The organism is Nitratireductor sp. OM-1, assembly GCF_003296175.1.
Classification (GTDB): domain Bacteria; phylum Pseudomonadota; class Alphaproteobacteria; order Rhizobiales; family Rhizobiaceae; genus Nitratireductor; species Nitratireductor aquimarinus.
In genome coordinates this window covers 3,656,158-3,669,194 of sequence record NZ_CP029208.1, presented here as the reverse complement: position 1 = coordinate 3,669,194, position 13,037 = coordinate 3,656,158, and the positions used below count along the sequence as shown (strand labels likewise).

The 13,037-nt window shown below is 62.7% G+C and carries 15 protein-coding genes; 8 read left to right on the top strand and 7 right to left on the bottom strand.

The features are described 5' to 3' along the window. Positions 1-37: 37 nt before the first annotated feature. From DEJ54_RS17490 to DEJ54_RS17480, 3 genes are read right to left on the bottom strand one after another with little or no spacing between them, the layout of a single operon-like run. Complete coding sequence (locus DEJ54_RS17490; protein ID WP_113155684.1) at positions 38-1,288, bottom strand: Zn-dependent hydrolase; 1,251 nt, start codon at positions 1,286-1,288, stop codon at positions 38-40. 13 nt (positions 1,289-1,301) lie between these two features. Beyond that, entirely contained in the window at positions 1,302-1,595 is a 294-nt protein-coding gene (locus DEJ54_RS17485) for a cupin domain-containing protein (protein WP_090327048.1), read from the bottom strand. Between the two features lies 1 nt (position 1,596). Further along, positions 1,597-2,925 carry an aspartate aminotransferase family protein gene (locus DEJ54_RS17480; protein ID WP_113155683.1) on the bottom strand — a complete coding sequence of 443 codons (1,329 nt, stop codon included), beginning with the start codon at positions 2,923-2,925 and terminating at the stop codon, positions 1,597-1,599. A 270-nt stretch (positions 2,926-3,195) separates the two neighbouring features. On the opposite strand from DEJ54_RS17480, the gene DEJ54_RS17475 reads away from it, so the two are divergent. From DEJ54_RS17475 to DEJ54_RS17465, 3 genes are all read left to right on the top strand, one after another. Continuing rightward, positions 3,196-3,813, top strand: coding sequence for a TetR family transcriptional regulator C-terminal domain-containing protein (locus tag DEJ54_RS17475; protein WP_113155682.1), 618 nt, complete (start codon positions 3,196-3,198; stop codon positions 3,811-3,813). Positions 3,814-4,070: 257 nt separating this feature from the next. Then, the gene (locus tag DEJ54_RS17470; protein WP_065814918.1) at positions 4,071-4,289 is read left to right on the top strand and encodes a DUF6500 family protein; all 219 of its coding nucleotides are present in this window, start codon (positions 4,071-4,073) and stop codon (positions 4,287-4,289) included. A 100-nt stretch (positions 4,290-4,389) separates the two neighbouring features. Beyond that, on the top strand, positions 4,390-4,878 hold the full coding sequence (locus DEJ54_RS17465) for a CreA family protein (protein WP_113155681.1): 489 nt from the start codon (positions 4,390-4,392) through the stop codon (positions 4,876-4,878). A 64-nt stretch (positions 4,879-4,942) separates the two neighbouring features. On the opposite strand, the gene DEJ54_RS17460 is transcribed toward DEJ54_RS17465, so the two are convergent. Continuing rightward, positions 4,943-5,269, bottom strand: a complete 327-nt coding sequence (locus DEJ54_RS17460) for a hypothetical protein (RefSeq protein ID WP_113155680.1) — start codon at positions 5,267-5,269, stop codon at positions 4,943-4,945. A 100-nt stretch (positions 5,270-5,369) separates the two neighbouring features. Further along, a complete protein-coding gene (locus DEJ54_RS17455; protein WP_113156370.1) occupies positions 5,370-5,804 on the bottom strand; it encodes a PaaI family thioesterase in 435 nt (144 codons plus the stop codon). 120 nt (positions 5,805-5,924) lie between these two features. Between DEJ54_RS17455 and paaA the strand changes: the two genes are divergently transcribed. From paaA to paaE, 5 genes are all read left to right on the top strand, one after another. Then, positions 5,925-6,920 (top strand): 1,2-phenylacetyl-CoA epoxidase subunit PaaA, encoded by a 996-nt coding sequence (gene paaA / locus DEJ54_RS17450; protein WP_113155679.1) that lies wholly within the window; start codon positions 5,925-5,927, stop codon positions 6,918-6,920. 13 nt (positions 6,921-6,933) lie between these two features. Continuing rightward, on the top strand, positions 6,934-7,221 hold the full coding sequence (paaB, locus tag DEJ54_RS17445; protein ID WP_065814923.1) for a 1,2-phenylacetyl-CoA epoxidase subunit PaaB: 288 nt from the start codon (positions 6,934-6,936) through the stop codon (positions 7,219-7,221). Then, on the top strand, positions 7,221-8,006 hold the full coding sequence (paaC, locus tag DEJ54_RS17440) for a 1,2-phenylacetyl-CoA epoxidase subunit PaaC (RefSeq protein ID WP_113155678.1): 786 nt from the start codon (positions 7,221-7,223) through the stop codon (positions 8,004-8,006). Before paaB ends, paaC begins: the two co-directional genes overlap by 1 nt. A gap of 98 nt (positions 8,007-8,104) precedes the next feature. Then, the gene (gene paaD, locus DEJ54_RS17435) at positions 8,105-8,632 is read left to right on the top strand and encodes a 1,2-phenylacetyl-CoA epoxidase subunit PaaD (protein WP_113155677.1); all 528 of its coding nucleotides are present in this window, start codon (positions 8,105-8,107) and stop codon (positions 8,630-8,632) included. Between the two features lie 22 nt (positions 8,633-8,654). Continuing rightward, positions 8,655-9,734 carry a 1,2-phenylacetyl-CoA epoxidase subunit PaaE gene (gene paaE / locus DEJ54_RS17430; RefSeq protein ID WP_113155676.1) on the top strand — a complete coding sequence of 360 codons (1,080 nt, stop codon included), beginning with the start codon at positions 8,655-8,657 and terminating at the stop codon, positions 9,732-9,734. A gap of 423 nt (positions 9,735-10,157) precedes the next feature. Here the strand turns inward: paaE and DEJ54_RS17425 are convergent, their stop codons facing one another. Both DEJ54_RS17425 and DEJ54_RS17420 read right to left on the bottom strand, forming a co-directional pair. Further along, positions 10,158-11,816 (bottom strand): thiamine pyrophosphate-binding protein, encoded by a 1,659-nt coding sequence (locus tag DEJ54_RS17425; protein WP_113155675.1) that lies wholly within the window; start codon positions 11,814-11,816, stop codon positions 10,158-10,160. Continuing rightward, positions 11,813-12,988 carry a CaiB/BaiF CoA-transferase family protein gene (locus DEJ54_RS17420; RefSeq protein WP_113155674.1) on the bottom strand — a complete coding sequence of 392 codons (1,176 nt, stop codon included), beginning with the start codon at positions 12,986-12,988 and terminating at the stop codon, positions 11,813-11,815. Before DEJ54_RS17420 ends, DEJ54_RS17425 begins: the two co-directional genes overlap by 4 nt. Positions 12,989-13,037 lie beyond the last annotated feature (49 nt).

Genomic DNA, 13,037 nt, shown 5'->3' with positions numbered 1-13,037 from the left:
ATTGTGTTGTCCTCGGCGGATATGCAGGATCGTCAGATCATTCGACGATCTCCGCCGTTTCCACCACGGCATGGAACAAGACATCCGCGCCGCCCTGCGCCCACTCCTTCGTGATCTCTTCCGCCTCATTGTGCGAAAGCCCGTCGACGCAGGGGCACATCACCATGGCGGTCGGCGCCACGCGGTTGATCCAGCAGGCGTCGTGACCAGCGCCCGAAACGATGTCGCGATGCGAATAGCCAAGCCGTTCGGCGGCGTCGCGGATCGCCTTCACGCAGCCCTCGTCAAAGGTGACCGGGGCGAAATGGCCGACCGGCTCGATCTCGAACTTGATGTCGAGCGCGTCGCAGATGGTTTCAATGCCCGCCTCGATCTTCGCGCGCATCCTGTTCAGCGTCTTCTCGTCGGGCGAGCGGATGTCTACGGTGAACACCGTCTTGCCCGGAATGACGTTGCGGGAATTGGGGTAGACCTCCACATGGCCGATGGCGCCCACGGCGTTTGGCTGGTAGTCCATCGCCACTTCGTGCACCAGCTCCGTCACCCGCGCCATGCCGAGCCCGGCATTGCGGCGCTTGGGCATCGGCGTCGAGCCGGTGTGGCTCTCCTTGCCGGTCAGCGTCACCTGCAGCCACCACAGGCCCTGCCCATGGGTGACGACGCCGATATCGACGAATTCGTCTTCAAGGATCGGGCCCTGCTCGATGTGCAGTTCGAAGAAGGCCTTCATCTTGCGCTGGCCAACGGGTTCGTCGCCCTTCCAGCCGATGCGCTCCAGCTCGTCGCCGAAGCGCTTGCCTTCCGCATCCGTGCGGTCATAGGCCCAGTCGCGCTCATGCACGCCGGCAAACACGCCCGACGCCAGCATGGCCGGAGCGAAGCGCGTGCCTTCCTCATTGGTCCAGTTGGTCACCACGACGGGGTGTTTGGTCTTGATGCCCAGATCGTTCATCGAGCGGATGACTTCGAGCCCGCCCAGAACGCCGAGTACACCGTCATACTTGCCGCCCGTCGGCTGGGTGTCGAGATGCGAGCCCACATAGACGGGCAGGGCGTCCGGGTCGGTGCCTGCGCGCGTTGCGAACATGGTGCCCATTTCGTCCACGCCCATTTCGAGCCCGGCTTCCTCGCACCATTTCTGAAAGAGCCTGCGGCCTTCGCCGTCTTCGTCCGTCAGTGTCTGGCGGTTGTTGCCGCCGGCCACACCGGGCCCGATCTTCGCCATCTCCATGAGTGAATCCCAGAGGCGGTCGGCGTTGATCTTTAAGTTCTCGCCCGGTGCGGCCATGTTGCGTATTCCCTTACTTCAATTCGACTTCGACGAACGACATCGGTTTGTCGCCGCCATTGATGACATTGTGCTCCACGCCCTCGTCGCGGCGGTAGGAAACGCCCGCTTCAAGGTTGTTGTGCACGGTTTCGCCGCCCGGCATTTCCAGATGGAAAGCGCAGGGCGTGAGCGTGGTGATGACATAGTCCATGCCATGGCGGTGCCAGCCGGTCTCCGCCCCCGGCGCGAAATCCCAGCGGGTCACGCGCACGCGCTCGTCTTCGATCAGCACCTCATGGGTGGCCTTTTCGCGTTCCGTCGCCATATCAGTCAATCATCCTCAAAACGTCGCGCAGATTGTCGATCAGCTCATCGATCTGGCCGCGGGAGATGATCAGCGGCGGTGAAAGCGCGATGATGTCGCCCGTGGTGCGGATCAGGAACCCGCGCTCATAGGCCTTGAGGAAGGCCGAGAAGGCGCGTTTGGTCGGTTCGCCGGGAATGCTCTCCAGCTCCACCGCGCCGACAAGGCCGATATTGCGAATGTCGATCACATGCGGCTCGCCCTTGAGCGAATGCAGCGCATCGGCCCAGTGGTCGGCAAGCTCCGAGGCGCGCGTGAGCAGCCCCTCTTCCTGATAGGTGTCGAGCGTTGCCAGACCCGCCGCACAGGCAATCGGGTTGCCCGAATAGGTGTAGCCGTGGAAGAACTCGATCAGGTGCTCCGGCCCGTTCATGAAGGCGTCGTGGATTTCCTTCTTCACGAACACCGCGCCCATCGGGATGACGCCGTTGGTCACGCCCTTGGCGGTGGTCATGATGTCCGGCACCACGCCGAAATAATCCGCAGCAAACGGCGCGCCGAGGCGGCCGAAACCGGTGATGACCTCATCGAAGATCAAGAGGATGCCGTGCTTGTCGCAGATGTCGCGCAGGCGCTTCAGATAGCCCTTCGGTGGGATCAGAACACCCGTCGAACCGGCCACCGGCTCGACGATCACCGCTGCCACCGTCGAGGCGTCATGCAGCGCAACGATGCGCTCCAGCTCGTCCGCCAGATCGCCGCCATGCTCCGGCTCGCCGCGCGTGAACGCGTTTTCGCCGGGCAGATGCGTGTGCGGCATGTGGTCAACGCCCGTCAGAAGCGTGCCGAACATCTTGCGGTTGGACACGATGCCGCCCACCGAAATGCCGCCGAAATTCACGCCATGATAGCCGCGCTCGCGGCCGATCAGGCGGAAGCGCGAGCCGTCGCCCTTCACCCGGTGATAGGCAAGCGCGATCTTCAGCGCCGTGTCGACGCTTTCCGAGCCCGAATTGGTGAAGAACACATGGTCCATGCCCTCCGGGGCCATCGCGGCCAGCCGGTTGGCGAATTCAAACGCGATGGGATGGCCCATCTGGAAGGCGGGCGCATAGTCCAGCTCTGCGGCCTGTTTCTGGATGGCCTCGGTGATTTTCGGCCGGCAGTGCCCGGCGTTCACGCACCACAGCCCCGCCGTGCCATCCATGATCTTGCGGCCGTCCTCGGCCGTGAAGTGCATGTCCTTGGCTGCGACCAGCATCCGTGGCGTTTCCTTGAACTGCCGGTTCGCAGTGAACGGCATCCAGAATGCGGATAGGTCGTTCGGCCTCTTGTTTTGCCTGTCGAGCATGACCAAGCTTCCCCTGATTGTTTGTTGCGCTCGGCTTATCCCGGTCAATGCTTGGTAGTTCGCACATAGTTATGCTACGAAATTTTTGACCGTTTGGACAAACGTTAACACCGCCATGTGGGCGGTCAAGAGTATAGTAGGGGAAATGTCCTTGCGCCGGCGCATTCCACAGTGGACTAATCGGCTGGACCAGAAGCGCCGTTTACACGGCCTTGATGGCCCCCGTCCCACGCGCGCAACCGACCCCGCAGCCCATGGAGCGGCAGCCTGATGGACGAGCCCGCTCCCCGCCCCAAACGCACCCGCATCCAGCGCGAGAAACGCGAGCTGATCGGAGAGGCCGCGCTGGAGGTTTTTTCCAGACACGGTTTCCGCGGTTCGACCATCGATCAGATCGCCGATGAGGCGGGTATGTCGAAGCCCAATCTCCTCTATTATTTCAAGAACAAGGAGGAGATTTTTACGACCCTGATTCAGCGTCTCATGGAGACCTGGCTCGCCCCCCTGCGCGCCATGGATGCGGCAGGCGACCCACAGTCGGAAATCCGCTCCTACATCCGCCGCAAGATGGAGATGTCGCGCGACTTTCCGCGTGAGAGCCGGCTTTTCGCCAATGAGATCCTGCAGGGCGCGCCGCGCATCCTTCCGCTGCTTGAGGGCGAGCTCAGGGAGCTGGTGGACGAGAAGGCGACCGTCATCGCCGCATGGATGCGCGAGGGGCGGCTAAAGAAGAGCGATCCCTATCACTTCATCTTCGCCATCTGGGCGACCACCCAGCACTACGCCGATTTCGACGTCCAGGTACGCGCCGTTCTCGGTGAAAAGCGCGGCGGCGAAGGCCGTTTCGAGGATGCCGCGCGGTTTCTGGAGGGGTTGTTTTTGGAGTAAGTAACGGCAAGATTGCGATAGCAGATTTTGCATCGTTTTTCTCACCGTGTCCGGTTGGGACTTGAATTTCTGCAAAGCGGGTATTTGGCAGGTTTTCTTCAAAACCCTTCTCAGCGACATGTTCGACATTGATCTTCGCGGAGCCTCGGCGGTGTCGAACTCCGATAATCTGAGCCTTGTTCGCATACTGTCGGGCGCGTTGCCTCTGCGCCGCACAGCTGTTAAACGCCCGGTCCCAACTCAACCGGAGCACTCACATGCGGCCTGCACTCAGGGCGAAAGCCATCGCGATCTGCGAAGAGAAAATCGCGAAGAAGGGTGAGGGCGTCGGGCTCTCTTTCTATGCCTTCTTCGCGAACAAGAATGACGATCCCGAGCTTCTCATGGAAGCGGCGGAATGGTGGATCAGGACGCACGCGCTCGATCATTTCGAGAAGGCGGTGAAGATCCGCGACATGATCCGGTCCGGCAAATAACCATCGTCCTGCAAAGCGGTTCGTCTGGCCGGCGCATTCCATTTGCGCCGGTCAGTCCCCATATTGGGGGCATCCGAGTTTCAACCGTTCGAGACAGGCCATGCGTTTTTCCCTCCCGACTCTTGCCGCGTCCCTCATCGCGTCCGTTTTCATCTCAGCCCCCGCATCCGCCGAGCAGGTGGGTGAAATCGGTGTCGACTGGCTCGGCAACGACATCATCATCGAAGCCGTCAATGACCCGAAAGTGGAGGGCGTGACCTGTCACGTCACTTATTTTGATCGCGGCGTGATCGACCGTCTTCAGAAGGGCAACTGGTTCGAGGACCCGTCCAACTCCTCCATCTCCTGCCGTCAGACAGGTCCCATCGTCATTGGCGATATCGATATGGATGACGGTGGCGAAGAAGTGTTCAAGCAGCGCCAGTCGCTCATCTGGAAGTCGGTTGTCGTCAAGCGCATCTATGATGCGGCCAACGACACGCTGATCTATCTTTCCCATGCCCGTCAGGTGCAGGACGGTTCGGCCAAGATGGCGATCTCCACCGTGCCGCTCTACGGGCAGGACGCGGTCTGGAAAGAGGGGGAATAGTCTTCTCTGCTGGTGCGAAGCGGGCGCAACGCGTTTCGCCCGCTTTCGCCTCGTTTTCTCATCCTTAGACCGCGCGTGGCCTGTCGTAAGGGCACCACCAGTAAGCCCTGTGAATGCAGTTTCCCTGTCCATCGCCAAAGGCGTGATAGGTGCGTTTGAAGCGCTTTTCGTCAATGCCGAAAAGGGCCGCCACGTCTGCGATCTGGAAATCGTTAAGGCCGGCTTTCGCCAGGTCGCCAAAGTAGATTTTCGAGACGAAGCCGTTCTCGTCGAAGTCCAGGCAATGCCTGAAAAACGAGATTTCCTCATTGCTCAGGATCGAAAGGTGCGACGTATCGAGTTTCTGGTCGTCCCCGCAGAACTCGTCGAAATCTTCAAGTGACCGGATCATGACTTTCCTCCACAGCGTAATTGCAGCGAGAATTGCCGGATCAGGCTACTTTAATTCCGATTGATCTGTCACTCGAAATAAAACGCAGCTCCTTGGAAGTTTAACCGTCAAGATAAGCGTAGGCGCCAGTTGCCGTGAAGGCGAGGCGTGTGTCGCCTTCAGCGCGCATCTCCACCCGCACATAGGCCATGCGCCGCCCATTCGACAGAACCTCGACGCGGATCGCCACGGGGCCGGGCTTCAACGGGCGAATGAAATGGGTCGTCATGTCCACCGTCGTGCAGGTGCGGAAGCGGCCATTGGCGGCGGAAAGCGCTGCCACCGCACATGTGTCGGCGGCGGAAGCCGTTGCCTGCCCGCAGATCACGCCGCCCGCATGCGCAAGGTCCCGGTTTTCCGGCAGGCAGAAGTCCACGCCCGTTTCGTCCGCTGCGAGCGCCTCGATCTCAAGCGCTGCAATCCACGGTGCGAAAACCGTTGCAAGCGTGTCGCGCGCGGCCGTCAGCGCGTTCTTTTCGATCGCCGTTTCGCTCATCATTCCTCCCGTCGCCAAAAAGCGTTACAAAATATTGCAAGTTTCAAGCTTTTTTGTTACACGTTTTCTGTGAGGGCATGTTCCCCCGCCCTGAGCCGCCGCAAGCATGGAGGACAAGCGATGTATAGCCAAGGGCTTATCGGCGCTAAGACCGATACGAACGAAGACGAGGCCTTCCTCGCCGCGTTTCAGGCGCGCATCGACGCCGAAGAGAAAATCGAGCCCAACGACCCGATGCCGGAGGGCTACCGCAAGACGCTCGTCCGCCAGATCGGCCAGCACGCGCATTCCGAGATTGTCGGCATGCTGCCGGAGGGCAACTGGATCACGCGCGCCCCGTCGCTGCGCCGGAAGGCGGCCCTGCTCGCCAAGGTTCAGGATGAGGGCGGCCACGGGCTTTATCTCTATTCCGCCGCCGAGACGCTGGGCGTTTCGCGCGAGGAGATGACCGAGGAGCTTCTGTCCGGCAAGGCGAAGTATTCCTCCATCTTCAACTATCCGACGCAGACCTGGGCCGACATCGGCGCGATTGGCTGGCTTGTGGATGGCGCGGCCATCATGAACCAGATACCGCTCTGCCGCTGTTCCTACGGCCCCTATGCGCGCGCCATGATCCGCGTGTGCAAGGAAGAAAGCTTTCACCAGCGTCAGGGCTACGAGATCATGATGACGCTGGCGCGCGGCACGCCCGAGCAGAAGGAAATGGCGCAGGATGCGCTGAACCGCTGGTGGTGGCCCTCGCTCATGATGTTCGGTCCGCATGATGGCGACAGCCAGCACAGCGACCAGTCCATGAAGTGGAAGATCAAGCGCTTCACCAATGACGAGCTCAGGCAGAAATTCGTCGATGCGACGGTGCCGCAGGGCGAGTTCATCGGCCTGACCTTCCCCGATCCGGACCTGAAATGGAACGAGGAGAAGGGCGGCTACGATTTCGGCGCCATCGACTGGGATGAGTTCTGGCGCGTGGTGAAGGGGCATGGCCCCATGAACCGCGACCGCATCGCCGCCCGGCAGAAGGCCTGGGACGATGGCGCATGGGTGCGCGAGGCGGCCCTTGCGCATGCGGAAAAACGAAATGCCCGCCGCGAAGCGGCGAAAATGGCGGCAGAGTGAGCGGAGAGACGCTATGAGCAAGAACCAGATCCCCCTTTGGGAAGTCTTCATCCGCCCGCGCAACGGGCTGGCCCACAAGCATTGCGGCTCGGTGCACGCCGCCGATGAGGTGATGGCGCTTCAGGCTGCGCGCGATGTCTACACGCGCCGCGGCGAGGGCACCTCCATCTGGGTCGTTCCGTCGTCTGCGATCACCGCGTCGGACCCGGAAAACAAGGACGAGAACTTCGAGCCGGCAATGTCGAAGGTCTACCGTCACCCGACCTTTTACGAAATTCCGGAAGAAGTGGGGCATATGTGATGGCCGCCGCTTCTTCCACCGCTTCATCCATCTCTGGCGAAACGCTGACGGCCTTCCTCTTGCGGCTTGCCGACGATCATCTGGTCCTCGGCCACCGGCTTTCGGAGTGGTGCGGCCACGCGCCCATGCTGGAAGAGGATCTCGCCATGCCCAACATGGCGCTCGATCTCATCGGCCAGGCGCGCGCGCTCTACCAGTATGCCGGCGAGGTCGAGGGCAAGGGCCGCGACGAGGACCAGATCGCCTATGTGCGCCGCGAGCGTGAATATGTGAACTGCCTGATGGCCGAGCGCCAGAATGGCGATTTCGCACACACCATGCTGCGCCAGTTCTATTTCGCAGCCTTCATGCAGCCGCTCTGGCAGGCCATGATGACGTCGACCGACGAGCGTCTGGCCGGCATCGCCGCCAAGGCCGAGAAGGAAGTCGCCTATCACATCCGCCATGCCGGCGAATGGGTGGTGCGCCTTGGCGATGGCACGGAAGAAAGCACCCGCCGCATGAAGGCGGCGGTCGAGGCGCTCGCGCCCTATGTGGACGAGCTGTTCGAGAGCGACGATGTCACCCGCACCGTGGCCGGGGCCGGGATCGCGCCCGACCCGTCCACCCTGCGGCCTGCCTTCGACGCCATTGTCGGCCCGGTCTTTGCCGAAGCTGGCCTTGAATGGGTGGAAACGCCCTATGGCCAGACCGGTGGCCGTCAGGGTCGCCATGGCGAGGCACTGGGCTTCCTGCTCGCGGAGCTGCAATACATGCAGCGCACCTATCCGGGGATGATCTGGTGAGTGCGAGGTCGGATAAGGTCGTGACAGCCTCCTTCTCCCCGCAGGCGGGGAGAAGGTCCCGGCAGGGGGATGAGGGGCGAGCCTGCCTCTCGGATGCTGTGCAAAGCCCCTCATCCGACCCTTCGGGCCACCTTCTCCCCGCAAGCGGGGAGAAGGAAGAGCGCGCCTATCGCGCCGCCGCTTCCGTGGTCGATCCGGAAATCCCCGCCGTCACCATTGCCGATCTCGGCATCCTGCGCGGTGTGGAGATGGAGGGCGACGTCGCCGTTGCCCGCGTCACGCCCACCTATACGGGCTGCCCGGCGGTGCTTGCCATCGAACTTGCGGTGGAGACGGCGCTGCGCGAGGCTGGTTTCGAACCGCGCATCGAGCGGGTCATTTCGCCCGCATGGACGACGGACTGGATCACGGCGGAGGGGCGTGAAAAGCTGCGCGCCTATGGCATTGCGCCACCGGCGAATGCGTCCAATTCCATCCGCTCCCTTTTCGGCGAGACGGAGGTGGCGTGCCCGCGCTGCGGCTCGCTCGAGACCGCGCGCATTTCCGAGTTCGGTTCCACGGCCTGCAAGGCGCTTTACCGCTGCCAGACCTGCCACGAGCCTTTCGACTATTTCAAATGTATCTGACTGAACCCAGACCGAGGTGACCATGGCCCCGCGTTTTCACGATCTGAAAGTGGCCTCCATCGAGCGCCAGACCCCCGAAGCCGTGGCGATCGCCTTTGAGATCCCGGCCGATCAGGCCGAGGCCTTTGCCTTCACGCCCGGCCAGTATCTGACGCTCGCCACCGATATTGACGGCACGGAGGCGCGCCGGTCCTACTCCATCTGCTCCGCGCCCGGCGATCCGTATCTCCGCGTCGGCGTGAAGAAGGTGGCCGATGGCCGCTTCTCCACCTTCGTCAACGATGTCCTGTCGGTTGGCGACACGATCCGGGTTATGCCGCCGCAGGGCCGCTTCACCGCGCTGAAGGGTGAGCGCCACGATTACCTGCTGTTCGCCGCCGGCTCCGGCATCACGCCAATGCTCTCCATCGCCCGCACGGTTCTCGCCCACGAGCCCGAGAGCACCATCACGCTGGTCTATGGCAATCGCTCCACCGAGACGATCATGTTCCTTGAGGAGCTGAACGATCTCAAGGACCGCCATATGGGCCGCTTCACGCTGATCCATCTCCTGTCGCGCGAAACGCAGGATGTGGAGCTCCTGAATGGCCGCATCGATGCCGGGCGCGTTGGCGAGCTCGCCTCCGGTGGTCTCATCGAGCCCGCCGCCATGGATGGCGTGTTCCTGTGCGGCCCCGGCGAGATGATCGACGCGGTTTCCGGCGCACTTGAGACCATGGGCGTCGAGCGTGACCGCATCCGCTTCGAGCGCTTCACGCCCTCCGGCGAAGCGCCCGCGCCCCGCAAGGCATCGAAGGCCGCACGCGAAGCGGTTCAGGATGGTGTTGCCATTGAGGTCGTTGTCGATGGCGTGCGCCGCAGCTTCTCCATGCAGGATGCCGATGGCACCGTGCTCGACGCCGCCCACAAGGCCGGCATCGAGCTGCCTTACTCCTGCGCCGGCGGCATGTGCTGCACCTGCCGCTGCCGCGTTGTGGAGGGACAATCGGAGATGGCCGTGAACTTCTCGCTCGAACCCTGGGAAGTGGAAGCCGGCTTCACACTCGCCTGCCAGACCCGCCCCACGGCGAAGAAACTGGTCCTCGATTTCGACGCCGCCTGATCAGCGCGCTTCATTTCTGCGCAACCGTCAATGACGCACTCCTTCTCCCCGTATGTGGGGAGAAGGTCCCGGCAGGGGGATGAGGGGCAAGCGCCTGCTCTTATCGATTTGCCACTGCCCCCTTCATGCCGCCCCCGCCCTTCGACAAGCTCAGGATGAGGGCTGTGTTGGTGCGTGTGTTGTAGTTGCGAGCGGCTCTAAGATTACGAGTGGCTTCAAACAGGCTGAGCAATCTTCCAGCCCGTTTCGCGCTCTATGCAGAAACCTGCTTACAGCCTCGCCCATTCGAAGCCACAACGGCTGATCTGCCTTCTCCCTCATCCTGAGCGTGTCGAAGGGCGGGGGAGAAGGCACGCGCTGCCATGGCCGCTGGTCAACTAGGCAGCGTCATCCGGGCCTGAACGGCCCGGCATTCAATCAACCTCAGCGCTTCTCGCGGATATCCGTCAGCGTTTTGGCGGGCGTGATGGCTTCCGGGTCGAGCCGGATTTCGATCAGCGCCGGTTTGCCGCTGGCCTGTGCGCGCTCGAATGCTGCGGCAAACGCTTCCGTCTTCTCCACCGTTTCGCCATGTCCGCCATAGGCGCGGGCAAGCGCTGCGAAATCGGGGTTGTTGATCGAGGTGCCGGAAACGCGGCCGGGATATTCGCGCTCCTGATGCATGCGGATCGTGCCGAAAATGCCGTTGTTCACCACCACCACGATGATCGGCAGGTTCTCCTGCACGGCAGTGGCGAATTCCTGACCGTTCATCATGAAGCAGCCATCGCCGGCAAACGCCAGCACGGGGCGCTCGGGGAAAAGCGCCTTGGCGGCCACGGCTGCCGGCGTGCCATAGCCCATCGAGCCGGAGGTCGGCGCGCCCTGCGTGGCGAAACGGCGGAAACGGTGGAAACGGTGCACCCAGGTGGCGTAATTGCCTGCGCCATTGGTGAAGATCGCATCGTCCGGCAGAACGCTTTCCAGATACTCCATGATCGGACCCATCTGCACCGCGCCGGGGCCGGTCTTTGGCGGGGTCGACCAGTCGAGATAGGCCTGATGCAGGCGCTCGGTCTCTTCTGCCCATGGGGCGTCACCGGGCGCGTTACCCGGCGCGAGCCCGGCAAACGCCTCGGCAAAGGCTGCCGACGATGCGTTGATGGCAAGCGTGGGGCGATAGACGCGGCCAAGCTCATTGGCGTCGGCGTGCACATGCACCAGCTTCTGGTCGGGATAGGGGCTCTTCATGAGCGTGTAGTCTGAGGATGGCATCTCGCTGAACCGGCCGCCGACGAGCAGCACCAGATCGGCATCCTTGACTGCGGCTGCGAGCTTCGGATTGGGACCGATGCCCACATCGCCGGCATAGGAGGGGTGCAGGTGATCGAACAGCATCTGCCGGCGGAACGAGCAGCCAACGGGCAGGGACCATGCTTCCGCCGCCTTCTGGAAATCGGCCACGGCCTTCTCGTTCCAGCGCGAGCCGCCAAGAATGACGAAGGGCCGTTTGGCGTCCTTCAGGAGAGCGGCAAGCTCTTCCATCTCGGCTGCGCCCGGGCGCGTTTCGACCGGCGTGGCGGCCCGTGCCACGGGCGCATCCACCACGCTGGTCAGCATGTCCTCGGGAAGCGAAATCACCACCGGGCCGGGGCGGCCGGAGGTCGCGACCGAAAAGGCGCGCGTCAGGATTTCGGGAATCCGCGCCGCATCGTCGATCTCGGTCGCCCATTTGGCGATGGGGCCGAAGAAGGCGCGGTAATCCACTTCCTGAAACGCCTCGCGTTCGCGGGCATGGCTCGCCACCTGTCCGATGAACAGGATCATCGGCGTGGAGTCCTGCATGGCGATGTGGACACCGGGCGATGCGTTGGTCGCGCCGGGGCCGCGTGTCACGAAACAGATGCCGGGCTGGCCGGTCAGCCGTCCGTGGCAGTCCGCCATCATCGCCGCGCCGCCTTCCTGGCGGCAGACAATGTTGCGGATCTTTGAATCGTGAAGCGCGTCGAGCACCGCCAGGTAGCTTTCGCCCGGCACGCTGAAAATGCGGTCGACGCCATTGGCTTCAAGGCTGTCGACGATAAGCTGGCCGCCGGTCTTCATTCGCTGTCGTCTCCGATTTCGCGCAGGATCTCTGCCGTGTGTTCGCCAAGCCGGGGGCTTGGCCGTTCATAGGAAAGCGGGGTTTGTGAAAGGGCGATGGGCGCACGCACCGAAGGCAGCGCCGTCCCGTGTCCGTCATCGAGCGAAAGCTGCATGCCGCGCGCCTTCACCTGCGGATCATCGAACATTTCCTCAATCGTGTTGATCGGGCTCGCCGGCACCGCATTGGCGTCGAACTTGCCCAGAAGTTCCGCCTTTTCCCAGCCCGCCAGCGTGGCGACGATGCGCTCGCGCAGCGCCGTGCGGTTGGCCACGCGCGCCGGGTTGGTTGCAAAGCGTTCGTCTGCCGGCAGATCGTCAAGGCCGACGATCTTGCAGAAGCGCTGGAACTGCCCGTCATTGCCCACGGCGAGGATGATGTGCCCGTCCTTCACCGGCAGCACCTCATAGGGCGCGATGTTCATGTGGGCGTTGCCCATCTGCACCGGGCTGTTGCCGGAGATCAGATAGTTCATGTTCTGGTTGGCAAGCACGGCCACCTGGCTGTCGAGCAGCGCCATGTCGATGTGCTGGCCCTGGCCGGTCGCCTCCGCGTGGCGAAGTGCGGCCTGAATGGCGATCACCGAGTAGAGCCCGGTGAAGATGTCGCTCACCGCCACGCCCACCTTCTGCGGCTCGCCGCCCGGTGCGCCGGTGATGGACATCAGCCCCGACATGCCCTGAATGATGAAGTCGTAGCCCGCGCGCGGCGCATAGGGGCCGGTCTGGCCAAAGCCGGTGATGGAGCAATAGACGAGGCGCGGGTTGATGGCCTTCAGGCTCTCATAATCGAGCCCGTATTTTTTAAGCCCGCCCAGCTTGAAGTTCTCGATCAGAACGTCAGCGGTGGCGATCAGCTTTTTCAGCTTCTCCGCCTCTTCCGCCTTCGAGAAGTCGAGCGCGATGGAGCGCTTGCCCCGGTTGCACGAATGGTAATAGGCGGCCGAAAGGTTCTCGCCGTCCGCACCTTCCACGAAGGGCGGTCCCCATTTGCGGGTGTCGTCGCCGCCATTGGGGTTTTCGACCTTGATGACATCGGCGCCCAGATCGGCCAGAACCTGGCCCGCCCAGGGACCGGCCAGAATGCGCGCCAATTCGATGACGCGAACGCCCTTCAGGGGTGGGTTGTTCATGATCGCCCGCAGCCCTCCAAAACTGATATGCTTTTGAGGTAGCAAACGG

Excerpts from the sequence above, each read along its gene's own strand:
- paaC (WP_113155678.1), top strand. The coding sequence starts at position 7,221 with ATGGCCGCCGCTTCTTCCACCGCTTCATCCATCTCTGGCGAAACGCTG.
- DEJ54_RS17470 (WP_065814918.1), top strand. The coding sequence starts at position 4,071 with ATGCGGCCTGCACTCAGGGCGAAAGCCATCGCGATCTGCGAAGAGAAA.
- DEJ54_RS17455 (WP_113156370.1), bottom strand. The coding sequence starts at position 5,804 with ATGAGCGAAACGGCGATCGAAAAGAACGCGCTGACGGCCGCGCGCGAC.
- DEJ54_RS17425 (WP_113155675.1), bottom strand. The coding sequence starts at position 11,816 with ATGAAGACCGGCGGCCAGCTTATCGTCGACAGCCTTGAAGCCAATGGC.
- paaB (WP_065814923.1), top strand. The coding sequence starts at position 6,934 with ATGAGCAAGAACCAGATCCCCCTTTGGGAAGTCTTCATCCGCCCGCGC.
- DEJ54_RS17420 (WP_113155674.1), bottom strand. The coding sequence starts at position 12,988 with ATGAACAACCCACCCCTGAAGGGCGTTCGCGTCATCGAATTGGCGCGC.
- DEJ54_RS17460 (WP_113155680.1), bottom strand. The coding sequence starts at position 5,269 with ATGATCCGGTCACTTGAAGATTTCGACGAGTTCTGCGGGGACGACCAG.
- DEJ54_RS17490 (WP_113155684.1), bottom strand. The coding sequence starts at position 1,288 with ATGGCCGCACCGGGCGAGAACTTAAAGATCAACGCCGACCGCCTCTGG.
- DEJ54_RS17475 (WP_113155682.1), top strand. The coding sequence starts at position 3,196 with ATGGACGAGCCCGCTCCCCGCCCCAAACGCACCCGCATCCAGCGCGAG.
- paaA (WP_113155679.1), top strand. The coding sequence starts at position 5,925 with ATGTATAGCCAAGGGCTTATCGGCGCTAAGACCGATACGAACGAAGAC.
- DEJ54_RS17480 (WP_113155683.1), bottom strand. The coding sequence starts at position 2,925 with ATGCTCGACAGGCAAAACAAGAGGCCGAACGACCTATCCGCATTCTGG.
- DEJ54_RS17485 (WP_090327048.1), bottom strand. The coding sequence starts at position 1,595 with ATGGCGACGGAACGCGAAAAGGCCACCCATGAGGTGCTGATCGAAGAC.
- DEJ54_RS17465 (WP_113155681.1), top strand. The coding sequence starts at position 4,390 with ATGCGTTTTTCCCTCCCGACTCTTGCCGCGTCCCTCATCGCGTCCGTT.
- paaE (WP_113155676.1), top strand. The coding sequence starts at position 8,655 with ATGGCCCCGCGTTTTCACGATCTGAAAGTGGCCTCCATCGAGCGCCAG.